The sequence below is a fragment of the Streptomyces sp. AM 4-1-1 genome (assembly GCF_029167625.1).
Taxonomy (GTDB): domain Bacteria; phylum Actinomycetota; class Actinomycetes; order Streptomycetales; family Streptomycetaceae; genus Streptomyces.
The window spans coordinates 1,187,286-1,209,957 of the sequence record NZ_CP119145.1 but is presented as its reverse complement, the minus strand read 5'-3'; the positions used below and the strand labels follow the sequence as shown (position 1 = coordinate 1,209,957).

At 73.4% G+C, this 22,672-nt stretch carries 20 protein-coding genes and 1 riboswitch; of the genes, 11 read left to right on the top strand and 9 right to left on the bottom strand.

Annotation, left to right across the window (positions count from 1 at the left end):
* Nucleotides 1–32: 32 nt before the first annotated feature.
* The 5 genes from cobN to PZB75_RS04975 all read right to left on the bottom strand — a co-directional run bounded on the left by cobN (nucleotide 33) and on the right by PZB75_RS04975 (nucleotide 8,330).
* Nucleotides 33–3,707 carry a cobaltochelatase subunit CobN gene (gene cobN / locus PZB75_RS04995; RefSeq protein ID WP_275534066.1) on the bottom strand — a complete coding sequence of 1,225 codons (3,675 nt, stop codon included), beginning with the start codon at nucleotides 3,705–3,707 and terminating at the stop codon, nucleotides 33–35.
* Nucleotides 3,704–5,245: a cobyric acid synthase gene (locus PZB75_RS04990; RefSeq protein ID WP_275534065.1), complete on the bottom strand. Its 1,542-nt coding sequence runs from the start codon at nucleotides 5,243–5,245 to the stop codon at nucleotides 3,704–3,706. Before PZB75_RS04990 ends, cobN begins: the two co-directional genes overlap by 4 nt.
* Entirely contained in the window at nucleotides 5,242–6,222 is a 981-nt protein-coding gene (locus PZB75_RS04985) for a cobalamin biosynthesis protein (RefSeq protein WP_275534064.1), read from the bottom strand. Before PZB75_RS04985 ends, PZB75_RS04990 begins: the two co-directional genes overlap by 4 nt.
* 161 nt (nucleotides 6,223–6,383) lie before the next feature.
* Nucleotides 6,384–6,518, bottom strand: a riboswitch (cobalamin riboswitch).
* A 244-nt stretch (nucleotides 6,519–6,762) separates the two neighbouring features.
* Nucleotides 6,763–7,008 carry a hypothetical protein gene (locus PZB75_RS04980; RefSeq protein WP_275534063.1) on the bottom strand — a complete coding sequence of 82 codons (246 nt, stop codon included), beginning with the start codon at nucleotides 7,006–7,008 and terminating at the stop codon, nucleotides 6,763–6,765.
* A 38-nt stretch (nucleotides 7,009–7,046) separates the two neighbouring features.
* Complete coding sequence (locus PZB75_RS04975) at nucleotides 7,047–8,330, bottom strand: inorganic phosphate transporter (protein WP_275534062.1); 1,284 nt, start codon at nucleotides 8,328–8,330, stop codon at nucleotides 7,047–7,049.
* Nucleotides 8,331–8,618: 288 nt separating this feature from the next.
* On the opposite strand from PZB75_RS04975, the gene PZB75_RS04970 reads away from it, so the two are divergent.
* From PZB75_RS04970 to PZB75_RS04960, 3 genes are all read left to right on the top strand, one after another.
* Nucleotides 8,619–9,299: a class II aldolase/adducin family protein gene (locus tag PZB75_RS04970; RefSeq protein WP_275534061.1), complete on the top strand. Its 681-nt coding sequence runs from the start codon at nucleotides 8,619–8,621 to the stop codon at nucleotides 9,297–9,299.
* Between the two features lie 401 nt (nucleotides 9,300–9,700).
* A complete protein-coding gene (locus PZB75_RS04965) occupies nucleotides 9,701–10,828 on the top strand; it encodes a hypothetical protein (protein WP_275534060.1) in 1,128 nt (375 codons plus the stop codon).
* A 184-nt stretch (nucleotides 10,829–11,012) separates the two neighbouring features.
* Nucleotides 11,013–12,323 carry a hypothetical protein gene (locus PZB75_RS04960; protein WP_275538589.1) on the top strand — a complete coding sequence of 437 codons (1,311 nt, stop codon included), beginning with the start codon at nucleotides 11,013–11,015 and terminating at the stop codon, nucleotides 12,321–12,323.
* Nucleotides 12,324–12,738: 415 nt separating this feature from the next.
* Here PZB75_RS04960 and PZB75_RS04955 read toward each other — a convergent pair whose 3' ends face one another.
* Nucleotides 12,739–13,152 carry a VOC family protein gene (locus PZB75_RS04955; RefSeq protein WP_275534059.1) on the bottom strand — a complete coding sequence of 138 codons (414 nt, stop codon included), beginning with the start codon at nucleotides 13,150–13,152 and terminating at the stop codon, nucleotides 12,739–12,741.
* A gap of 365 nt (nucleotides 13,153–13,517) precedes the next feature.
* On the opposite strand from PZB75_RS04955, the gene PZB75_RS04950 reads away from it, so the two are divergent.
* The 3 genes from PZB75_RS04950 to PZB75_RS04940 all read left to right on the top strand — a co-directional run bounded on the left by PZB75_RS04950 (nucleotide 13,518) and on the right by PZB75_RS04940 (nucleotide 16,809).
* Nucleotides 13,518–15,116, top strand: coding sequence for an ABC-F family ATP-binding cassette domain-containing protein (locus tag PZB75_RS04950; protein WP_275534058.1), 1,599 nt, complete (start codon nucleotides 13,518–13,520; stop codon nucleotides 15,114–15,116).
* Nucleotides 15,117–15,645: 529 nt separating this feature from the next.
* Nucleotides 15,646–15,867, top strand: a complete 222-nt coding sequence (locus PZB75_RS04945; protein ID WP_006123601.1) for a helix-turn-helix domain-containing protein — start codon at nucleotides 15,646–15,648, stop codon at nucleotides 15,865–15,867.
* Between the two features lie 150 nt (nucleotides 15,868–16,017).
* Nucleotides 16,018–16,809: an enoyl-CoA hydratase/isomerase family protein gene (locus PZB75_RS04940; RefSeq protein ID WP_275534057.1), complete on the top strand. Its 792-nt coding sequence runs from the start codon at nucleotides 16,018–16,020 to the stop codon at nucleotides 16,807–16,809.
* Nucleotides 16,810–16,833: 24 nt separating this feature from the next.
* Here PZB75_RS04940 and PZB75_RS04935 read toward each other — a convergent pair whose 3' ends face one another.
* Complete coding sequence (locus PZB75_RS04935; RefSeq protein ID WP_275534056.1) at nucleotides 16,834–17,574, bottom strand: hypothetical protein; 741 nt, start codon at nucleotides 17,572–17,574, stop codon at nucleotides 16,834–16,836.
* A 92-nt stretch (nucleotides 17,575–17,666) separates the two neighbouring features.
* Between PZB75_RS04935 and PZB75_RS04930 the strand changes: the two genes are divergently transcribed.
* The 5 genes from PZB75_RS04930 to amaP are packed head-to-tail and all read left to right on the top strand — an operon-like array spanning nucleotide 17,667 to nucleotide 20,024.
* Nucleotides 17,667–18,161 carry an Asp23/Gls24 family envelope stress response protein gene (locus tag PZB75_RS04930; RefSeq protein ID WP_275534055.1) on the top strand — a complete coding sequence of 165 codons (495 nt, stop codon included), beginning with the start codon at nucleotides 17,667–17,669 and terminating at the stop codon, nucleotides 18,159–18,161.
* Nucleotides 18,162–18,191: 30 nt separating this feature from the next.
* Complete coding sequence (locus PZB75_RS04925; RefSeq protein ID WP_123526843.1) at nucleotides 18,192–18,383, top strand: hypothetical protein; 192 nt, start codon at nucleotides 18,192–18,194, stop codon at nucleotides 18,381–18,383.
* 5 nt (nucleotides 18,384–18,388) lie between these two features.
* Nucleotides 18,389–18,751 (top strand): hypothetical protein, encoded by a 363-nt coding sequence (locus PZB75_RS04920; protein ID WP_275534054.1) that lies wholly within the window; start codon nucleotides 18,389–18,391, stop codon nucleotides 18,749–18,751.
* A complete protein-coding gene (locus tag PZB75_RS04915; protein WP_275534053.1) occupies nucleotides 18,748–19,440 on the top strand; it encodes a DUF6286 domain-containing protein in 693 nt (230 codons plus the stop codon). Before PZB75_RS04920 ends, PZB75_RS04915 begins: the two co-directional genes overlap by 4 nt.
* Nucleotides 19,437–20,024 (top strand): alkaline shock response membrane anchor protein AmaP, encoded by a 588-nt coding sequence (amaP, locus tag PZB75_RS04910; RefSeq protein ID WP_275534052.1) that lies wholly within the window; start codon nucleotides 19,437–19,439, stop codon nucleotides 20,022–20,024. Before PZB75_RS04915 ends, amaP begins: the two co-directional genes overlap by 4 nt.
* Before the next feature lie 42 nt (nucleotides 20,025–20,066).
* Here the strand turns inward: amaP and PZB75_RS04905 are convergent, their stop codons facing one another.
* Nucleotides 20,067–20,822, bottom strand: coding sequence for an SDR family oxidoreductase (locus tag PZB75_RS04905; RefSeq protein ID WP_275534051.1), 756 nt, complete (start codon nucleotides 20,820–20,822; stop codon nucleotides 20,067–20,069).
* Nucleotides 20,823–20,826: 4 nt separating this feature from the next.
* Entirely contained in the window at nucleotides 20,827–22,638 is a 1,812-nt protein-coding gene (locus PZB75_RS04900; RefSeq protein WP_275534050.1) for a glycoside hydrolase family 15 protein, read from the bottom strand.
* Between the last annotated feature and the right edge of the window lie 34 nt (nucleotides 22,639–22,672).

Below are 22,672 nucleotides of genomic sequence, written 5' to 3'. Positions count from 1 at the left end.
CGCCGCGGCCGTGCGCACCACCGGCACCGCCCTCATTCGTCGCCCTCCAGATCGCCTTCCAGCTCCAGATACGTCGCCCGCAGCCGCTCCAGCGTCTCCGCGTCCGGCTCCGCCCACAGCCCGCGCTCGGCCGCCTCCAGCAGCCGCTCCGAAATACCGCGCAGCGCCCACGGGTTGGACTTCCGCATGAACGCCTGGTTCTCGGGGTCGAAGACGTACTCCGCCGACAGCTTCTCGTACATCCAGTCGTCGACGACGCCCGCCGTCGCGTCGTACCCGAAGAGGTAGTCGACGGTCGCGGCCATCTCGAAGGCACCCTTGTAGCCGTGTCGCCGCATGGCCGCCATCCAGCGCGGGTTGACCACCCGGGCCCGGAACACCCGGTGCGTCTCCTCGCTCAGGGTCCGCGTCCGGACCTGGTCCGGCGTGGCGCTGTCACCCACGTACGCCTCGGGCGACTCACCCGTCAGATGCCGCACCATGGCGACCATCCCGCCGTGGTATTGGAAGTAGTCGTCCGCGTCGACCAGGTCGTGCTCGCGGGTGTCGACGTTCTTCGCGGCCACCGCGATCCGGCGGAACGCCGTCTCCATGTCCCCGCGCGCCGCCCGCCCGTCGAGGCCGCGCCCGTACGCGTAACCGCCCCAGACCGCGTACACCTCGGCCAGGTCCGCGTCCGAGCGCCAGTTGCGGGCGTCGATCAGCGGCAGCAGCCCCGCGCCGTACGCCCCCGGCTTCGAGCCGAAGATCCTGGCCGTGGCCCGGCGGCGGTCGCCGTGCTCCGCCGTGTCCTCGTCCGCGTGCGCCCGTACGTAGTTGACGTCGGCCGGTTCGTCCAGCTCCGCCACCCTCCGTACCGCGTCGTCGATCAGCCCCACCACGTGCGGGAACGCGTCCCGGAAGAACCCGGAGATCCGCACCGTGACATCGATGCGCGGACGGCCCAGCTCGGCCGCCGGAACCACCTCGAAGCCGGTCACCCGCCGCGACGCGTCGTCCCACACCGGGCGGCACCCCAGCAGCGCCAGGATCTCCGCGATGTCGTCGCCCTGCGTACGCATCGCGGACGTGCCCCACACCGTCAGACCGACGGACTTCGGGTAGTCGCCCGTGTCGGCGAGGTACCGGGCGATCAGCGAGTCGGCCAGCGACTGCCCGACCTCCCACGACAGCCGGGACGGAATCGCCTTCGGGTCCACGGAGTAGAAGTTGCGCCCGGTCGGCAGCACGTTCACCAGACCGCGCGTCGGCGAACCGGAGGGACCGGCCGGCACGAAACCACCGTCCAGCGCCAGCAGGATGTGACCGATCTCGTCCGTCGTCCGCGCCAGCCGCGGCACGACCTCCTCGCACGCGAAGCCCAGCACGGCGACCGCGTCCGGGAGTTCGACGCCCAGCACCTCACGCACCAGGCCCGCGACGGCCGTCACGTCCCAGCCGCACTCCTCCATGCCCTCCGCGAGACGGCGGCACAACCGCTCCAGCAGGTCGATCGCGTCGGCGCCCGTCCTGGCCGGGCCGTCCACCAGCGCGGTCAGCCCGGCGGGCACCTTCACCGCCGCGCCCGGCTCCGCCAGCAACTCCTTCTCGCCGAACCCGAAGTGCTCGGCGATCGACGCCCGCAGCCCCGGCAGCGCGTTCGCCTTGCCGCCCCACACCTGCGAGGCCCGCAGCACCGCCAGCACCAGGTTGACCCGCGCCTCGTCGACCGGGCCGCCGCCCAGGATGTGCAGACCGTCGCGGATCTGCACGTCCTTGATCTCGCAGAGGTAGCCGTCGATGTGCATGACGAAGGAGTCGAAGTCGTCGTCGCCCGGCTGTTCGTCGACATGCAGGTCGTGGTGGAGCTCGGCGGCCTTCACCAGCGTCCAGATCTGTGCCCGTACCGTCGGGGCCTTGGCCGGGTCCAGATCGCTCACCAGGGCGTACTCGTCGAGCAGTTGCTCCAGCTTGGCCAGGTCCCCGTAGGTGTCGGCGCGCGCCATCGGCGGTACGAGGTGGTCCACCACGGTGGCGTGCCCGCGCCGCTTGGCCTGGGTCCCCTCGCCGGGGTCGTTCACGATGAACGGGTAGACCAGCGGGAGTTCACCGAGTACGGCGTCGGGACCGCAGCCCGCCGACAGACCGAGCCCCTTGCCCGGCAGCCACTCCATCGTGCCGTGCTTGCCCATGTGCACGACCGCGTCCGCGCCGAACGTGTTCTCCAGCCAGCGGTACGTCGCCAGGTAGTGGTGCGACGGCGGCATGTCCGGGTCGTGGTAGATCGCGATCGGGTTCTCGCCGAAACCGCGCGGCGGCTGGATCAGCACGACGACGTTGCCGAACTGGAGCGACGCCAGCACGATGTCGTCGCCGTCCACGTAGAGGCCGCCCGGCGGCTCCCCCCACGCCTCCAGCATGGCGTCGCGCATCCCCGGCTCCAGCTTGTCGAACCAGGCCCGGTAGTCGGCGAGCGGCACCCGCGCGGGCGCCGCCGCCAGCTGCTCCTCGGTGAGCCATTCGACGTCGTGGCCACCGGCGTTGATGAGGCGGTGGATCAGCTCGTCGCCGTTGTCGGGGTGCCCGTCGACCCCGTAACCGGCGTCCCGCAGGGCGTCCAGCACACGGATCGCCGACGCAGGGGTGTCCAGCCCCACCGCGTTGCCGACCCGGGAGTGCTTCGTCGGGTAGGCGGTGAAGACCAGCGCCAGCTTCTTCTCGGCGTTCGTCCGGTGCTTCAGCACGGCGTGCCGCACCGCGATCCCGGCGACGCGCGCGGCCCGTTCGGGGTCCGCCCGGTACACCGGCACCCCGTCGGGACCCTGCTCCTTGAAGGAGAAGGGGACGGTGATCAGCCGGCCGTCGAATTCGGGGATCGCGACCTGCATCGCCGCGTCCATCGGCGAGACCGCCGCGTCCGACGCGTCCCAGGCCGCCCGGGACGACGTCAGGCAGAGCCCTTGCAGCACCGGTACGTTCAGCTCGGCCAGCGCTCCGATGTCCCACGCCTCGTCGTCGCCGCCGGCCGAGGCGTCCGACGCGCGGGTGCCGCCCGACGCGAGGACGGTCGCGATCAGCGCGTCGGCCCGGCCCAGCAGCTCGTACAGCCCGGCGTCGGCCCCGCGCAGCGAACCGCAGTACACCGGGAGGGCGTTGGCGCCGCGCGCCTCGACCGCGTCGCACAGCACGTCGACGAACGACGTGTTCCCCGCGAGTTCGTGCGCCCGGTAGAAGAGGACACCGACGGTCGGGCGGCCCTCGGTGAACGCGCGGTCGCCGCGCAGCCCCCATTCGGGCATCTTCTGCGGCTCGGCGAAGCCGTGCCCGGTGAGCAGCACCGTGTCGGACAGGAACCGGGACAGCTCGACGAGGTTGCCGGGGCCGCCCTCGACGAGATAGCGCAACGCCTCCGCGACGACCCCGGCCGGGACCGACGACTCGGCCATCAGCTCCGCGTCCGGCACGCTCTCGCCGCCCAGCAGGACGGTCGGTATCCCGGACTCCCTCAGCACCGCGAGCCCGTCCTCCCAGGCGCGCTTGCCGCCGAGGAGGCGGACCACGGCGACCGCTGCCCCCTCGATCAGCGCGGGCAGCTCCGCGCGGGCGTCGACCCGGGTCGGATTGGCGATCCGGTAGGGCGCGCCCGACGCGCGGGCCGCGAGCAGGTCCGTATCGGCGGTCGACAACAACAGCACGGTCGTGGTGGGAGTGCTGGGGGTGCTGCTCATGCGCGTGCTCCAGGGGCTCCGGGGGCGATGAAGGGAAGTCCGGCGGGCGGGCCCGACTCGATGAGCCGCAGCAGCGCGCCGGTGTCCGCGTGTTCTTCGATGAGGTCGCCGAGGCGGTCCAGCTGTTCCTCGCGCAGCGCGGCGAAACAGGTGTCGGGCGCCGGGACGAAGCGCCGGCCCGCCGCGCGGGCCACCTCGGTCAGGAAGCGGCGCCGGAAGGTGTCGCTCTCCAGCGAGCCGTGCCAGTGGGTGCCCCACAGGGCGCCCACCCGGCAGCCGTCCAGCGGTGTGCCCCGGCCGTCGGTGATGAACGGCTCGCCGCCGTGCACGGTGGCGACACCGTGATGGATCTCGTATCCCTCGACGGGCGCGCCGAGCGCCTCGCCGACGGGCCGGGCGAGGGTCTTCTCGCGGTCGAACCTGACCCGCACGGGCAGCAGCCCCAGCCCGTCGACCAGTCCCGCGCGGGACTCCACGTCGTCCTCGACGCGCTCGCCGAGCAGTTGGTAGCCGCCGCAGACACCGAGGACCGGACGGCCCTCGGCGGCCCGCCGCACCAGCGCGTCCGCGAGACCGCGCTCGCGCAGCCACGCCAGCGCCCGGACGGTGCCCCGGGTGCCGGGCACGACGACGAGATCCGCGTCGGTCAGCTCCTCGGCGCGGTCCACGAACCGCACGACGACGCCGGGTTCGGCGGCCAGGGCGTCCACATCGGTGAAGTTCGACATCAGCGGTACGGCGCAGACGGCGACGCGCAGCACCTCCTCACCGTGCGGCGGCGCGACGGCCGACTCGCGCACGGCGCCGCGCAGCGACACCCGCAGTCCGTCCTCCTCGTCGATGCCCAGACCGTGCGCGAAGGGCAGCACCCCGTACGTCCGGCGGCCGGTGAGTTCGCGCAGCATGTCGAGGCCGGGTTCGAGGAGCGACACGTCACCGCGGAACTTGTTGACCAGGTACCCCGCGATCAGGGCCTGGTCCTCGGCGCCGAGCAGTGCCGTCGTACCGAAGAACGAGGCGAAGACGCCGCCCCGGTCGATGTCGCCGACGACGACGACCGGGAAGCCCGCGGCCCGCGCGACGCCCATGTTCACGATGTCGGTGCGCCGCAGATTGATCTCGGCCGGGCTGCCCGCCCCCTCGCAGATCACGGCGTCGTACGTACCCCGAAGCTGCTCCAGACAGTCCACGACCGTGCCGAACAGGGCCTCCTGACGGCCTCCGTGATACCCGCGCGCGCTCATCTCGCCCACCGGCCTGCCCAGCAGGACGACCTGGCTGGAACGGTCGCCACCGGGCTTGAGGAGCACCGGGTTCATCAGCGCGGTCGGCTCGACGCGGGCGGCCTGCGCCTGCATGGCCTGGGCGCGTCCGATCTCGGCGCCCTCGCGGGTGACGAACGAGTTCAGCGACATGTTCTGCGCCTTGAACGGGGCGACCTTCACCCCCTGGCGCACCAGCCAGCGGCAGATGCCCGCGGTGACGACGCTCTTGCCCGCGTCCGACGTGGTTCCGGCGACCAGCAGTCCGCCGCTCATATGGATGTCCGTCCCGAGGAGAGCCGGGGGCGGGCGGTGGTGCGCCGCCCCGCGAGGAGCCGGCCGGCCACGCACACCCCGAGGGCGAGCACGGTCACCCGGCGCGAGAGCCGCACCGCGCGTTCGATGTCGGGCACGCCGACGGGGCGGCCGGCGCCGCCGTTGAGCACGGGCCGGTGCTCGACCCGGCCCGCGTAGGAGAGGGTGCCGCCGAGCCGGACACCGAGCGCGCCCGCGAAGGCGGCCTCGACCGGACCGGCGTTGGGACTCGGGTGGCGGCCCGCGTCCGCGCGCCAGGCGTGCGCGGCGGCGCGCGGACGGCCGCCCGCCACCACGGCGAGCGCGGCGGTGAGGCGGGCGCCGGGCCAGCCCGCGACGTCGTCGAGGCGGGCCGACGCCCAGCCGTACCTGCGGTGGCGCGGTGACCTGTGCCCCACCATGGCGTCGAGGGTGTTGACGGCACGGAATCCGACGAGTCCGGGCACCCCGGCCAGCGCGCCCCACACCAGGGCGCCGACGACGGCGTCGGAGGTGTTCTCGGCGACGGACTCCACGACGGCGCGGGCGATCCCGGGCGCGTCGAGGGACTGCGGGTCGCGGCCGCACAGGTGCGGCAGCCGCTCCCGGGCCGCCTCGACGTCCCCGGCGGCCAGCGCGGCCCCGACGGTACGGGCCTCGCGGCCCAGCGAGGTGCCGCCGAGCACGGACCAGGTGGCGGCGGCGGTCAGGGCGACGGCGGCGACGGGACGGTCGCGCACGGTACGGGCGGCCAGCGCGGCGGCCCCGGCGGCGCCTCCGGCGCAGACCAGGGCGTGCAGCGCGCCCCGGCCCCGGTCGTCGCGCCACAGCCGTCGTTCCACAGCGGCGGCGGCCCGCCCGAACACGGCGACCGGGTGCCCGCGGCGCGGGTCGCCGAGGAGCAGATCGCCGGCCAGACCGGCCGTGGCGCCGTACGCGAAGATGCGATCGGCACGCATGGGTTCAGACCGCCGTCACGCCTCGGTGGATCGTCGTACGGGGGTCTCGGGCGCGGGAAGCGCTCGGGCCCGCGGGGGCGGGGGCCGACGCACGGCAGCCAGGCATGGCGTTATGTCCTCACTCAGGGTCCGCGCCCTGGTTCGACGTGACCGGCGACGCAGAGTCTCCTGGCTCCCGGATCGGCGGTTCCCCCGGTCTTCCGGCCCGCTCGCGCGAACCGTGACTTCCGGTGGATGGGGGACCGCTCCCCGGTGACAGTGGCGGGACCGCGCCGGATTCGCACCGGACTTCCTCTGCTGTCGCCGTAAATGGCTTCGGCAGTCCACCACGCTCCGAGAACACCCGTCAACCTGCCGTTGACCTGCGACGGCGCAGTGTGCGAAGACGCACATCGGACCGGCCGCGGGGGAGTGCGGCCGGTCCGATGGAGGGTGAGCGCGCAGAGGGGCGCTCACCCCGGTGGTCAGGTGCGGTCGGAACCGCGGCCGGTCCCGGCGGGCGGCGTGTGCCGGGCCCGGACCTCGGGGCGTGCGCCGGGCTCAGGCGACGATCAGGAAGATCCCGTACGCGACCGCCGCCGCGCACAGCCCGAAGCAGGCGTACGCGCCCGCGCGCGCCGCGACGAGGGAGCCGCCGGAGCGTTTCCCGTCGACGCCCGGCGCCGTGGGCTCCGGCCGCTGCTTGGCGAGGCCGACGATGCCCAGGGTGAACAGGCCCACCAGGGCGACGGTGACGACGAGGGAGACGCCGAAGACGGTGCCGAGAGCGGCCCAGTCGATGTGCATGGTGCGGTGTCCTTTCTGCCGCTGGTGCCGGGGCGGTACTAGACCGTGGCGGGGCGGGCCGGGTCGGTGGCCGCCGGGGCCGGCGCGGGGGCCGGGATGGTGGCCTTGAGTTCGGCGGCCAGGACCCCGGCGGTCGGCGGGGGGCTGACGGCGGCGATGGCGGTGGTGACGACGCCCGCGGGCTCGGCGGCCGGGTCCTCGGGGGCTGCGCCCGAGGGAGCGACGTCGCCGTGGCCGACCGGACGGCGGCGGGACAGCGCCCAGATGGCGCCGGAACCCGCGGCCAGCAGCGCGGCGACCACGACCACACCCCAGGTGCCCTGCTGCGTCAGGAACTCCGCGCCCGCGCCCACCAGACCGGCGGCCGGCAGGGTCAGGCCCCAGGCGACGAACATCCGGGTGGCCGTGGACCAGCGGACCGCACCGCCCCGGCGGCCGAGGCCCGCGCCCATCACGGCACCGGAGCAGGACTGTGTGGTGGAGAGGGAGAAGCCGAGGTGCGAGGAGGCCAGGATGACGGTGGCCGCGCTGGTCTGCGCGGCGAATCCCTGCGGCGGCCGCAGTTCGGTGAGGCCGCTGCCCATGGTGCGGATGATGCGCCAGCCACCGAGATAGGTGCCCAGCGCGATGGCGGTCCCGGCGGCGACGATGACCCACACGGGCGGGTTGGAGCCGGGGGAGAGGACCCCGCCGGTGACCAGCGCGAGCGTGATGATGCCCATGGTCTTCTGGGCGTCGTTGGTCCCGTGGGCGAGTGAGACGAGACCGGCCGAGGCGATCTGCCCGGCGCGGTAGCCCTTGGCGGCGGCCTTCTCCTGCGCCCCGCCCCGGATCTTCCCGCCGATCCGGTACGTGAGCCGGGTGGCCAGCAGCGCGGCGATCCCCGCGACGACCGGGGCGGCGACGGCGGGGAGCAGCACCTTGGTGACGACGGTGCCGCCGTTGACGGACGACCAGCCCGCGGACATCACCGCGGCGCCGATGAGGCCGCCGAAGAGCGCGTGGGAGGAACTGGACGGCAGGCCGACCAGCCAGGTCAGCAGATTCCACAGGATGGCGCCGACGAGCGCGGCGAAGATGACCTCCGTCCTGATCCCGCTCTCGTTGATGATCCCGCCGGAGATCGTCCTGGCGACCTCCACGGACAGGAAGGCGCCGACGAGGTTGAGAACGGCGGACATGGCCACCGCGGTCTTGGGCTTGAGTGCGCCGGTCGAGATGGTCGTCGCCATCGCGTTCGCGGTGTCGTGGAAACCGTTCGTGAAATCGAACACTAGAGCTGTCGCGATCACGATCGCGAGCAGCAGCGTGATGTGTTCCATTTACCCAGGCAATCGTTCGACGTCAGTGGCACGTGGACCGTAGGCAACCTGGATGAACGGGAGATGAACTGGACGGGGCGTTGTGGTGACCCGAACGGCGCGTCGCCGTTCCGCTTGTGTCCGTCCGTGCGGGTGGGGGAGAAGCGACCGGGCGGTACGGGCGCGGCCCGGTCCGCCGTGGCCCGTACCGCACGCCGTTCCACGGCCGACGCCGACGTGCCGACGCCGACGTGCCCACGTGCTCGACCCGTCACATGACCCTCACGTCCGGAGTGACAGGATTCCCGTATGAGCGAGCGGATGCCGGACGCGATCGAACGGGCCTGGGACGAGGTCGTCACCACCGCCCGCAGGACGGTGGCGGACGGCCTGGTCGTCGGTACCTCGGGGAACGTCTCGGCGCGGGTCGGCGCGGTCGTCCTGGTCACCCCGAGCGGTGTGCCGTACGAGCGGCTGGGGCCGCGCGACGCCGTGGGCGTCGACCTCGAAGGCAATCAGGTCGTCGGAACACTCGCACCGACCAGCGAACTCCCCCTCCACCTCGCCGTCTACCGCACCACCGGGGCGGGCGCGGTGGTGCACACCCACGCCGTGCACGCCACCGCTGTCTCCACGCTGGTCGACGAGGTGCCGTCGGTGCACTACGCCGCCGCTTTCCTCGGCGGCCCGGTCCGCACCGCCGGTTACGCCCGCTACGGCACGTCCGAGCTGGCCGAGAACATGCTCGCCGCCCTCCGTGACCGCACGGGCTGCCTCCTGCGCAACCACGGAACCGTCACGTACGGCGACACCCTTGACGAGGCGTACGAGCGCACCGCCCAGCTCGAATGGCTCTGCCGCCTCTGGCTCACCGCCGCCTCGGTGCCGGGCCGCAGCCCGAGCCTCCTCTCCCCGGCCGAGATGGACGACGTGCGGGTGGCGCTGAGGGACTACGGCCAGCCGGGCGGAGCGCGCCGGGTCCGGGACTGAGACGGCCCGCGCGGGGAGGCCCCCAGTACCCGGAACGCACCGGCGGCCGGCCGGCCGCCGAACACGCGAAACGCAGGGCGCACGAAACGCACGGAGCACGGGGTGCGCACGGAGCACGGGGTGCGCTGGACGCCGGAGCGCACCGAACGTGGGGGCGCACTGAACGCACAGAGCACGCCGAACGCGGGGGAACGGGCTGGCCGCGGGGAGTGCGCGAACCGCACCCGGCCGCTCCTCCCGACAGGACCGGCGTGCCCGCGCCGAAGAACCGATTCCGGCGCCCGCCCCGCCTCCTCGGTGACCGTCCGACCAGCGGCGTCCGCCCCGCCCACACCACCCCGACACAACCGGACGGACCCCGTCCGCTGGCATCACGCGCCCCGCCCCACGACACTGAAGCCGTGCGCCCGGCAACAGCGACGGCAGCGACCGTCTCCACGATCCTCGGCGTCGGCGCGGCAGCGGTCGCCGCCGGCCGGTACGCGGGCGACGCCGCCCTCAAGGTGCCCTCCGACCGCCCCCTCCCCGCCGACCGCCGAGTCACCGTGCACGCGACGGCCGCCGGGCAGATCACCCTGACCCGCTCCTTCGCCGCGCTCAGGCCCGGCACCTACGGACTGGTGGGCCCCGGGGTGCACGCGGTCGTGGGACCGGTGATCGAGCAGGCGCACCACGCCGCCGACACCGTCGTCCGCAGACTGGAGCGCGTCAGCCACGGCGTCCTCCAGCCCGGGGACAAGGTCCGGTTCACCCCCGAGCTGCACAGCGGCGACCCACGCACCGCCCTCGGCCTGGACCACCGGGACGTCGAGATCCCCGGCGAACTCGGCGCCCTCCCCGGCTGGTTCGTCCCCGGTGTCCGTGAGACCTGGGTGATCACCGTGCACGGTCTCGGCGCCACCCGGGACCATCCCATGAACGTCATGGGGTTCCTGCACGACCAGCAGCTCCCGGTCCTCGACATCGCGTACCGGGGCGATCCCGGGGCACCTCGTCCGCCGGACGGGCTCAGCCGCCTCGGCGAGTCCGAGTGGCGCGACCTGGACGCGGCCATCCGCTACGCCGTCCGCTACGGCGCCGAGAACGTCATCGTGCACGGCTGGTCCACCGGGGCGACGATGGCCCTGTACGCGTCCGTCAATTCCGGGCTCCGCGACCGGATCAGCGGTCTGGTGCTGGACTCCCCGGTGCTCGACTGGACCACCACCCTGCGCGCCCTGGCGGCCGCCAGGGGGGTCCCGGCCGCGCTGTTGCCGCTCGCCGTGCGCGCCGCCCAGGGACAGACCGGACTGCACGGCACCCGCCTCCTGGACACCTCCCTCCCGCAGACCCTGAACATTCCGACGATGATCTTCCACGGCCCCGACGACACCCTGGCGCCCTGGCGCGACTCCCGCGAACTCGCCGGGCACCGCACGGACCTGGTCTCCCTGCACCCCGTACCGCGGGCTCCGCATGGGGCGATGTGGAACGCCGACCCGGCCGGGTACGAGGAGGCGCTGCGACGCTTCCTCACGCCCCTGATGTGAGCGGATGCCGAGCTTCGTCCGTTTGGTCCCCCATTCCGTGAACCGCCCGCCCGCACAGAATTCGGGTTCCGTTTGGGCTTTCGGCCCGTCAACGGGAAGACTGCTCCCCGTGACGTCCCGTACCCCGCGCGACTCCAGGCTGCGACTTGTCCGCCCGCGACCCCTTGCCACCGCTCGCAAGGCCGTGGCTTCCCGGCGCACCAGGCCGGCTCCCCGCCCTCCCGAGGGCACCCCGCCTCCCGCGGAGCTGGCCCGCCAGGCCAGGGCAGTGCTCGCCGACGCCGTGCGCATCGCGCGCTGGGTCGCCGACGGCGCCGCGCCCGGCACCACGCCGCTCGCCGCCCAGGCCCTGGAACGGGCCGCCGCCGCGCTGGAGTTGTCCCCGGACCGGATCAGGACCGGCTGGGACCGGGCCCGGCTGGCCGGCCTGATCGAGCTGCACGGCGACACCGCACGCGCCGGCTGGCGGCTGCGCGCCTGGGACCGCGACGACACCGCCGTGCTCCGGGGCTGGGTCGCGCTCTTCGACGCCTGGTCCCTCATCCACCCGGCCTCGCCCGACATCGAGGCCACCGCGGTCGCCGAAGCCGTCGAGGCCGTGCCCCAGGTGCTCTCCCTCCTCCAGCTCTCGGCGGGCCCCGTCACCGTGCCCGCCCTCCTCGACCTCCTCGGCCAGCGCGTCGCGGAACTCCACGAGGAGCGCTGCGAGGTGCCGTACGGCCCGCAGCCGCTGTCCGACGACGACCGGACCGCCCCGGCCGCCCACCCGGCGGAGCTGATCTCCCGGCTCCTCGACTGGGCGCTGGAGGGCCTGGCCTCCGTCGGAGCGCTCACTCTCGGCGCCGGACACGCCACCCTCTCCCCGCTCGGCAACTGGGCGGTCTGGGTCAAGCTGGAGCAGATCTGCGTCGCCGCCCAGAGCCCGGCCGGAAACATCGAACAGTCCGCGTCCGACATGCTGCTCGGCTGCGCCCGGCTCACCCCGGGACCGGCCCGCGCCGAATACCGTGCCTGGCTCGCCGCCCGCCCGGTCGGCAGCGCCGTCGCCGAACTCCTCGCCGTCGCCCGGGGTGAGGACGCCCTGCTGCGCGGTCTCGCCTTCGAGGCGCTGCGGGTGGTCGGCGCCCCCGCCGAGCCCGAGGTCCGCGCCGTTCTCACCGAACCCCCGCTGCGTCCCTACGCCCTGCTCTGGCTCGCCGAGTACGAGGGCGCCGATCCGGACGACGCCCAGGAGGTCCTCAGCAGGGAGGAGGCCACCTGGCTCTGGGTCGACACGGCGGCGGCCGTCGCCGACCACGGGGAGACCGCGCTGCTGGTCCGCCACCTCGAAACGGCGGTGCAGGGCACCGTCCCGGCGCTCCTCGACGAGATCCGGGCCGTCGGCCATCCCCGTACCGTCCAGGTCCTGGTCGCGCTGGCCGCCGCCCACCCGGACCCCGCGCTGGCCAAGGCCGTACGCAGAGCCGCCTTCCAGGTGCACACCGGCGGCGCCTGACCCGTCCCCGGACCGGCGACGCTCCCGGGACCATCCGCTTCGGGCCCCGGCCCCGAGGCGGGTGGACCTGTCGGTACCCCCGACCTGCCGGGGGCGTACGGCCCGTCGTGATCCCCGACCTGCCGAGGCCGTACGACCTGTCGTGATCCACGATCTGCCGGCAGCGTACGGCCCGTCGGGACCCACGACCTGCCCGGAGCGCGACCCCCGGTCCACGCCGCACCGCCCCGCGCCCGCCCCCACCGTCCACACCCCGGCCCGGCCCGCACCGACCACACCCCGCGCCTGTCCCGTCCCGACCCGGTCCCCCCGAGAGCCCCGCACCCCCGGAGCCACCGACGCTCGCCGCCCCGTCCCGGAGCGCGACCCCCGAGCCACCGACGGTTGGTCGCCGCCCCGTCCCGGCGTACGTACGTCAGGCCGTGACCCCCGGGGTGTACGTCCCGAAGCTCCACACATTGCCCTCCGCGTCCCGCGCCATGTAGTCCCGTGAGCCGTGGTCCTGGTCGGTGGGCGGCATCAGTATCTCCACGCCGTGCTCGACCGCCCGCGCGTGATGCGCGTCGACGGCGCTCACCACCACGTACACCCCGGCGGGTCCCGCGCCCTCCATCGCCTTGGCGAAGACGCCCCCGCGCCCCTTCGAGCCGAGCATCACCCGCCCGTTGCCGCAGGACAGCTCGGCGTGCAGCACGCTGCCGTCATCCCCCTCGTACACCGCCTCGGCGACGAATCCGAACGCCTCCGTCAGCGTCCTGATCGCGCTCTTCGCGTCGTCGTAGAGAATCGTCGGAAAGACCGTCACCAAACCGCTCGCCGTCTCTGTCATCGTGTTCGCCCCTTCTCCTGTTCCGTGCCGCACGTGCCATGTCGAAAGGCTCGTCCCGGCCGAAAGGCCCGTCCCGTGAAAGCCCGTGCCGGACACCGGTTCATCGGGGACCGGGCCTTTGTGTGACCTGTGTCTCAGTCTGGCACCCGCCACTGACAATGCCCCGCCGAGCGCCGTCGGCCCAGGTCAGGAGGGGAGCGGAGCGTGCGGACGGCCGGGCCGCGGGCCTCGGGGAGTGCGTGGTAAAGAAGTTGCACACCCCCAGTAGAATGGGCCGTATGGCAATTCTCCTTGTGCACTAGACGGCGTCGAGCCAGCTCCGTCCGCCGTCCCTCCGCCGTCCATACCGCCCTGGAGTTTTTCCCGTGATCACCGCTTCCGGCATCGAGCTGCGTGCCGGCGCCCGCATCCTCATCGAGTCCGCCTCCTTCCGTATCGCCAAGGGCGACCGCATCGGCCTCGTCGGCCGCAACGGCGCGGGCAAGACCACCCTCACCAAGTGTCTGGCGGGCGAGGGCACCCCCGCCGGGGGCACCATCACCCGCTCCGGCGAGGTCGGCTACCTCCCGCAGGACCCCCGCACCGGTGACCTCGACGTCCTCGCCCGCGACCGCGTCCTCTCGGCCCGTGGCCTCGACGCGATCCTGCGGAAGATGCACGAGAACGAGGAGCGGATGGCGAACGGCAAGGGCGCCACCCGCGAGAAGGCGATGAAGAAGTACGAACGCCTGGAGACGGAGTTCCTCACCAAGGGCGGTTACGCCGCCGAGGCCGAGGCCGCCACCATCGCCGCCGCGCTCAACCTTCCCGACCGGGTCCTCGGCCAGCCGCTCCACACCCTCTCCGGTGGTCAGCGCCGCCGCGTCGAGCTGGCCCGCATCCTCTTCTCGGACGCGGACACCCTCCTCCTCGACGAGCCCACGAACCACCTCGACGCGGACTCGATCGTCTGGCTGCGCGACTACCTCAAGAGCTACCGCGGCGGCTTCGTCGTGATCTCCCACGACGTCGAACTCGTCGAGACGGTCGTCAACAAGGTCTTCTACCTCGACGCCAACCGCGCGCAGATCGACATCTACAACATGGGCTGGAAGCTCTACCAGCAGCAGCGCGAGGCCGACGAGAAGCGCCGCAAGCGCGAACGGCAGAACGCCGAGAAGAAGGCCGCGGCCCTCAACACGCAGGCCGACAAGATGCGCGCCAAGGCGACCAAGACCGTCGCCGCCCAGAACATGGCCAAGCGCGCCGAGCGGCTGCTCTCCGGTCTCGAAGCGGTCCGCGTCTCCGACAAGGTCGCCAAGCTGCGTTTCCCCGAGCCGTCGCCGTGCGGGAAGACCCCCCTGATGGCGGAGGGGCTGTCCAAGTCGTACGGGTCGCTCGAAATCTTCACCGATGTCGACCTCGCCATCGACAAGGGTTCCCGGGTCGTCATCCTCGGCCTCAACGGCGCGGGCAAGACCACTCTGCTCCGCCTGCTGGGCGGCGCCGAGAAGCCCGACACCGGCCAGGTCATCGAGGGCCACGGCCTCCGGCTCGGCTACTACGCCCAGGAGCACGAGACGCTCGACCCCGAGCGCACCGTGCTGGAGAACATGCGCTCGGCGGCGCCCGACCTCGATCTGGTCGAGGTCCGCAAGACGCTCGGCTCGTTCCTGTTCTCCGGTGACGACGTCGACAAGCCCGCCGGGGTCCTCTCCGGCGGCGAGAAGACCAGGCTGGCCCTGGCCACCCTGGTGGTCTCCTCCGCGAACGTGCTGCTGCTCGACGAGCCGACGAACAACCTCGACCCCGCCAGCCGCGAGGAGATCCTCGGTGCGTTGCGCACGTACAAGGGCGCGGTCGTCCTCGTCACCCACGACGAGGGCGCGGTCGAGGCGCTCCAGCCCGAGCGCATCATCCTGCTGCCCGACGGTGTCGAGGACCTGTGGGGCGCGGACTACCGGGACCTCGTCGCGCTCGCCTGACCCGCTCGCCTTACCCGCTGGCCGGGCCCGTACCACCATGGCCCGGCCACGACCGCCGGACGCGCGGCCCCCGGTCACGGCCGCCGCGCGCCCCGGCCCCGGTCGTCACCACCGGGCGGGTACGCACTCATCGACGCCCGGTGCCCGCGTACGGCCGGCCCTCCTCGCGCCCCGGAGCGTCGCGTTGACACCGCTGATGCCTCCTGATCCACTCCGACCGGATCATTCGGCCCATGGGTGATCCTTCATCTGAGTGAGTACGTCTCGTACCCCGGCGTGGTGCCCGGTGGATAGCTGCTTAACCCATCCATTTTCGGCCTCGGTCGGCCCTGCGGCCCTGACCTGGCAGTTCGTTGATGTCGCGGCGCCGACGTGCGCTCCGGGCGCTCGGAATCCGCGCCTCCAGGGGCGTCGACACACCGTCCGGCCGGGAAATCCCGACGTACGTACCTTGCCGAATGGGTGGCCAGGAAGCCCCCGAGGGGTGATCATGAGAAGTCCAGAGCGCACTTCCCATGAGGAGGCACGGGTGGCCGAGACTCTGAAGAAGGGCAGCCGGGTGACCGGCGCCGCGCGCGACAAGCTCGCGGCAGACCTGAAGAAGAAGTACGACTCCGGTGCGAGCATCCGGGCGCTGGCCGAAGAGACCGGCCGCTCCTACGGGTTCGTCCACCGGATGCTCAGTGAGTCCGGAGTGACGCTGCGGGGACGTGGCGGCGCGACGCGAGGCAAGAAGGCCGCTTCGGCCTGACGGCCGACGGCGAGCGGGACGCGTCCTCGGACCCGTCCCGGTGCTCACCGGTTCCGGTGGCCACCCGGCCGATCGTGCGGTCGACCGGGTGGTTACTGTTCAGTCACTTATTTCTTGAGTGCTGACTGCACCCGATCCGGAGGGCACCTCATGACCTCGCTCGACTCTGTGCTCGACCAGGACGGCGTACGGCTCACCGTCGATGACGCGGTCGCCACGGTGACCCTCTGCAATCCGGCCAGGCGCAACGCTCAGTCTCCCGCTCTGTGGCGGGCGTTGACAGAGGCCGGACGGGTGCTGCCCGGCAGTGTCCGGGTGGTCGTGCTGCGTGGCGAGGGCGTGTCCTTCTCCGCGGGGCTCGACCGGCAGGCGTTCACCCCCGAGGGGTTCGACGGTGAGCCGTCCTTCCTGGACATGGCGCGCGGCTCCGAGGCGGAGCTCGACGCGACCATCGCCGCTTACCAGGAGGCGTTCACCTGGTGGCGGCGCAACGACCTCGTGTCGATCGCCGCCGTCCAGGGCCACGCGATCGGCGCGGGATTCCAGCTCGCCCTCGCCTGCGATCTGCGGATCGCCGCCGAGGACGCGCAGTTCGCCATGCGCGAGACCACGCTCGGTCTGGTCCCCGACCTGACCGGCACCCACCGCCTGGTGCACCTCGTGGGGTACGCCCGCGCGCTCGAAATCTGCGCCACCGGCCGCTTCGTGCGGGCCGAGGAGGCCGAGCGCACCGGCCTCGCCAACCTCGTCGTCCCCGCCGACCAGCTCGATGCCACCGCCCAGGACCTGGCCGCCGCGCTGCTGGCCGCGCCGCGCGACGCCGTCATCGAGACGAAGGCCCTGCTGAGCGGAGCCGTCTCCCGCACGTACGAGGAGCAGCGCGCCGCCGAACGGGCCGCGCAGGGCCGCCGGCTGCGGGACCTGGCGGGCATCACCGACTGACGTCCGATCCGGCTCCCGGTCCGGTCACGCGTCGTCGACCACGGCGGTGACCAGTACGGCGACCGGCGGATGTCCCGCCACGGCCGCCGTCACCGCCTCGCGCACCGCCAGGGCCACATCGAGCGTCCGGCGGTCCCCGGACGCGGCCACCTCGACCCGCACGTGGTCCGCCGCGACGTGCACCCCGCTGCCCAGCATCCGGGTCAGTGACACCACGCCGGGTACCGCCGCCGCCGCGATCCCCGCCGGGCCGTCCGGTTCGTCGCCGCGTACCGCGTCCGCCGAGGCCCCTCCGGCCGCCGTCTCCCCGGTGGGCTGTCCGGGCGCCGCGTCCAGCAGCTCCGTCACCCGCAGATCGACCTCCGACACCACCAGGCCGAGCCGGGCCGCCGCCGCAGACAGCAGCGCCGAGCGCAGCGCGGCGGCCGCCGCGGGCAGCGGCTCGGCGTCCGTGGCCGCCAGGCTCGCCTCGATCCGCAGCGGGCCCGGCGGCAGGGCGCTGGGCGGGCGCGGCACCACGGGCTCCGCCACCGCGTCGGGGTCCGCGGGGCCGAGCCTCAGCTTCCCGATCACCACCCCGGGCCGGGCCGCCGTCCGGCGCAGCACCCCGGCCGCCGCACGCTCCGAGATCCACGCCCCGTCGGAGGGGCCGCCCAGGGGGAGCAGCCGCCCCATGCCGAGCCGGTGCCGGGTGGCCGAAACCAGGGCCTCCGTGGCCGCGGCGGTCCTTCTGTCGTCCCTGTGCGGACTGTCAGCCGTCGTCATTGCTCCAGACTGCCCCATTCACGGCGCGAGACCGGGCAACCGGACTTAATGTGAACAAGGAAGTCAAATCATTCCCGAAGGGAAGAGCGGCGATGACCGAAACCCCCCAGCGCAACCGGCCCGAGAACCCCGACAAGGACTCCGGGGACGACAGGAGGAGTTCCAGCTCCCTGACCAAGCGCGGCGGCTCCCAGGGCAACCGTGGCCGCACCACCATCGCCGACGGCGTGGTGGAGAAGATCGCCGGAATGGCGGCACGGGACGCGTTCGGCGTCCACGCGATGGGCAGCGGCCTGTCCCGTACCTTCGGCGCCGTGCGCGACCGGGTCCCCGGCGGCGGCAAGTCCGTCACACGCGGGGTCAAGGCGGAGGTCGGCGAATCGCAGACCGCCCTCGATCTGGAGATCGTCGTCGACTACGGCGTGTCGATCTCCGATGTCGCCCGTGACGTACGGGAGAACGTGATCACGGCCGTGGAGCGCATGACGGGCCTCGAAGTCGTCGAGGTCAACATCGCGGTCAGCGACGTGAAGCTCCCGGACGAGGACGACGATGACGACGACGAGTCGGAGTCCCGTGTCCAGTAGCCCGTCACCGACGCAGTTGAGGAGTGCAGGATGAGCATGGCTGTGGTCGGCATGGTGGCCGGCATGGCACTCGGTTTCGCCGGATACTTCGGCGGGTTCGGTGCCTTTCTGCTGGTGGCCGCGCTGGGCGCGATCGGCTTCATCGCCGGGCGCTTCCTGGACGGCGACCTGGAACCGGGCGACTTCTTCCGGAGTCGCGAGCGCGGCGACCGACGGCGGTGACGGCCGTGACGGCGGGAACAGCGGTCGGCGACCGGGTCGAGGCGGCGCAGCGCGGACAGACCCGGATCGCCGACCGGGTCGTGGCGAAGATCGCCGCGCGGGCGGCGAGAGAAGCGGTCGACGAGCCGCCGGAGGACGGAGCGCTGCCCCGGGCCACCGTCACGGTGCACCGTGACAGCGCCCGTATCCGGATCGGTCTCGACCTGGGATATCCCTCCGACATCGGCAGGCAGTGCGGCGCGGTGCGGCGCCGGGTCGCCGAACGGGTGAAGGCACTGGCGGGAATGGACGTGCCCGAGGTCGCGGTGCGGGTCGAGCGCCTGCACTGCACCGCGGCGGGCACCGCGGCGCAGGGGAGAGTCGGATGAGCGAGCCCAGCGGCCCGGAGGACGGCACACGGCGTCCGGCCGGCCCCCGCACCCACGAACAGGGCGCTTCCGTACTCACCCCCGACCCGCCCGGACCCACCGCACCGAACGAACCGGCACCGGCCCGGGGACACGGGACCGGTGGCCGGGCGGGACGGTTCTGGTGCACCCGCCGAATTCCCGCCGCCGTGCTCGCCCTGGTGGTCCTCGGCGGCTCCGGACTGCTCCTCTACGACGTGGCCGCGGTACGGGCGGACCACCCCGCCATGCAGTGGCGCCGCTCCCTCGCCGACGACCTGGCGAAGCGTCCGCTGGACGACGTCTGGGTGCTGGCCGGTTCCGCCGCCGCGATGGCCGTCGGACTGTGGCTCCTCCTCCTCGCCCTCACACCGGGACTGCGGGCCCTGCTCCCGATGCGCCGCGACCACGAGGACGTCCGGGCCGGACTCGACCGCAAGGCCGCGGAACTGGTCCTGCGCGACCGGGCCGTGGAGGTCTCCGGGGTGCAGTCGGTACGGGTACGGATGGGCCGGGCCAAGGCCAAGGTGCACGCGGTGTCGCACTTCCGTGAACTCGACGACGTACGGGCCGATCTGGAGTCCGCGCTCGCCGACGGCGTCGGTGACCTCGGCCTGGCCCGGCCGCCGTCACTGTCCGTCCATGTCCGCCGACCGGCGAAGAAGGGATGAGCGGCATGCTCAGGACCGTCAACCGGGTGCTGCTCGGCCTGGCCGGGCTCGTACTGATCTGCGGCGGCGGGATCGTGCTCGCCGCCGGACTGGGGCTGTCCGTGCCCTCCTGGTGGCCGTACGACGGAACCCACGACGTCCTGCTCAGCAAGGCCGACCGGGTCCGCTGGCGGGACGAGGACTGGTGGTGGCCGACGGTGATCGCGGTCCTCGCCGTCCTCGTCGTGCTCGCGCTGTGGTGGCTGCTGGCCCAGCTCCGCCGGGCCAGGCTCTCCGAACTGCTCGTCGACAGCGGCGACGGTGACGGCGCTGTGCTGCGCGGCCGGGCGCTGGAAGGAGCGTTCGCCGACGAGGCGGGCGCCCTGGACGGGGTGTCCCGCGCCAAGGTCCGGCTGACCGGCCGGCGCACCGCGCCACGGGCCCGGGTGCGGCTGCTGACCGAGCCGCACGTGGCGCCGGGCGAGGTGCTCGACAGGTTCGCCGGTGAGTCCCTGACCCACGCCAGGAACTCCGCGGGGCTCGACTCCCTGCCCACCGAGGTCCGGCTGAAGGAGGTCAAGCACCACGCGGAGCGCGTGAACTGACGGGGGCCCCGGCGGACGGACGCCGCCCGCCGCACCCGGCCGTCAGAAGCCGTGCCGGGCGCCGCCGTCGACCGGCAGCATGACGCCCGTCAGATACGAGGCGGCGGGGGAGAGCAGGAACGCCGCGGTCCGCCCGAACTCCTCCGGTGTGCCGTAGCGGCGCAGCGGAATCTGCTCCGAGCGGGCCGCGCGGGACGCCTCGGCGTCACCGGAGAGCGCGTCCAGCTCGCGCATCCGGTCCGTGCCGATCCGGCCCGGCAGCAGCCCCACCACCCGGATGCCATGCGGGCCCAGCTCGTCGGCGAGGGACTTGGCGAACCCGGCGAGGCCGGGACGCAGTCCGTTGGAGAGGGTCAGTCCGGCGATCGGCTCGTGGACCGAGCCGGACAGCACGAAGCCGATGACGCCGCCGTCGCCGAGCGCGGCGGACGCGGTACGGGCGAGCCGCACGGCGCCCAGGAAGACGGTTTCGAACGCCGACCGCCACTGTTCGTCGGTGGTGTCGTCGGCGGCGCCGGGCGCGGGTCCGCCGACGCTGACCAGGATGCCGTCGAGCCGCCCGAACCGCTCCCGGGCGGTGTTCACCAGGCGCTGCGCGCTCCCGGGGTCGGTGTTGTCGGCGGCCACCCCCACGGCGTCCGGCCCCAGTTCGGCGGCGGCCGACGCGGCGCGCCGCTCGTCCCGGCCGCTGACGACCACCTTGGCCCCGTCCGCCGCGAGCGCCCGGGCGGTGGCGTTGCCCAGCCCTCGGGTCGCGCCGGTGACGATGTACACACGGTCCTTCAGTCCAAGCTCCATGGCCCTATCCTGCCGGGTCCGCCCCGGCCAGGGCGACCGCCGTCCCCACCAGAGCGACATGACCGAGGGCCTGCGGGAAGTCGCCGAGCGGGCGGCCGGTGACCGGGTCGTACTCCTCGGCGAGGAGTCCCACGTCGTTGCGGAGCGCGAGCAGTCGCTCGAAGAGCTCCGTCGCCTCAGCGGGACGCCCGGTCGAGAGCAGCGCGTCCACCAGCTGGAACGAGCAGCCCAGGAACGTCCCCTCGACGCCCGGGGCCCCCTCGGCCGGGACGCCCTCGGCGCCATGACGCCGCACCGGGCCGCTCGGGACGGCGCAGCGGCGCACCGGCCCGCCGCGCGTCAGCTCGGCACGTACCGCGTCGACCGTCCCGACGAACCGGGGGTCGTCGGCGGGCAGGAAGCCCGACCGGGCCATCAGCAGTGCCGACGGGTCCAGCTCCCGGGAACCGTACGACCGTGTGAAGGTGTTCCGCACCGGGTCGTACCCCTTCTCGCACACCTCCCGGTGCACCGCGTCCCGCATCGCCCGCCACCGGTCGGCGTCTCCCGGCAGCGAGGGGTCCTCCTCCAGCGTGCGCACCGCGCGGTCGGCCGCGACCCAGGTCATCACCTTGGAGTGCACGAAGTGGCGGCGCTCACCGCGCGTCCGGGCCGCCGCCTCGTCGGGCTCGCGCCAGCTGGACTCCAGGAAGCCGAGCAGGCTGAGCTGGAGTTTCCACGAGTGCCGCTCGTCGCCCATGCCCGCCTCGCGGGCCAGTCTGAGCGAGTCGATGACCTCGCCGTACACATCGAGCCGCCGCCGTCCCACGCCCGGGCCAGTGGTGACGGGCCATGAGCCGCGCCTTCCGTGCGGCAGGGGCGGCTCGGTCCCGGGCAGCCGTCGCTCGCCGGCGAGTCCGTACACGAGCTGGAGGTCCGCCGGGTTTCCCGCGACCGCGCGCAGCAGCCAGTCCCGCCAGGCGGTGGCCTCCTCCCGGTACCCGGTGGCGAGCAGCGCCCTGAGTGTCCGGGTGGAGCCGGGCAGCCGGCAGAAGCGGCGGTCGGGGCCCCGCGCGCCCCCGGTCTCCTCCGGCGGCGCGGTGGCGGGGGCGGCCACGATGCCTCCGGTGGGGGCGTAGGTCAGGGCCTTCAGGGTGATCAGCGAACGGATCACGGCTTCCCGGTACGGACCCTCGTACGTGCACCGGGCGGACCACTTCGCCCAGTCGGCGAGGGTGCGCGCCAGTGCCCCGAAGGGGTCGACGGGAGCCGGGCGGGGGGTGTGCGAGGGGTGCCAGGTCAGCACGAACGCCACCTGTTCCCCCTCGGTGACGGTGAACGACGAACAGGTGCTGAACTGCTGGCCCCAGGTCTTGACCGGCGGTTCGCTGCGCAGCCAGGCGGAGTCCGGCCCGGCGACCGCCACCCGGTGCCCGCCGGAGCGGCGCACCCACGGGACGACCGAGCCGAAGTCGAAACGCAGTCGGATCACGGCGCTCATGTCGACGGAGCCGCTGACCCCCTCGACGATGCGCACCACCTCGGGGGCCTGGGCGCGGTGCGGCATGAAGTCGATGACCTTGACGGTGCCGGTGCGCGTCTCCCACCACGTCTCCAGGACCAGGGAGTCCCCGACGTACCGTCGGCCGGAGCACAGGTGCGCGCCCTTCGGCGCGATCCGCCAGTGACCGTTCTCCTCGTCGCCGAGCAGCGCCGCGAAGCAGGCGCCCGAATCGAAGCGGGGAAGACAGAGCCAGTCGATCGAACCGTTCCCGCCGACGAGCGCGGCGGTCTCCAGATCGCCGATGAGGGCGTGGTCCTCGATGCGTGGGGTCACGTCCTGGCCTGTTCCCGGGCCGGAGGCCGGTTAA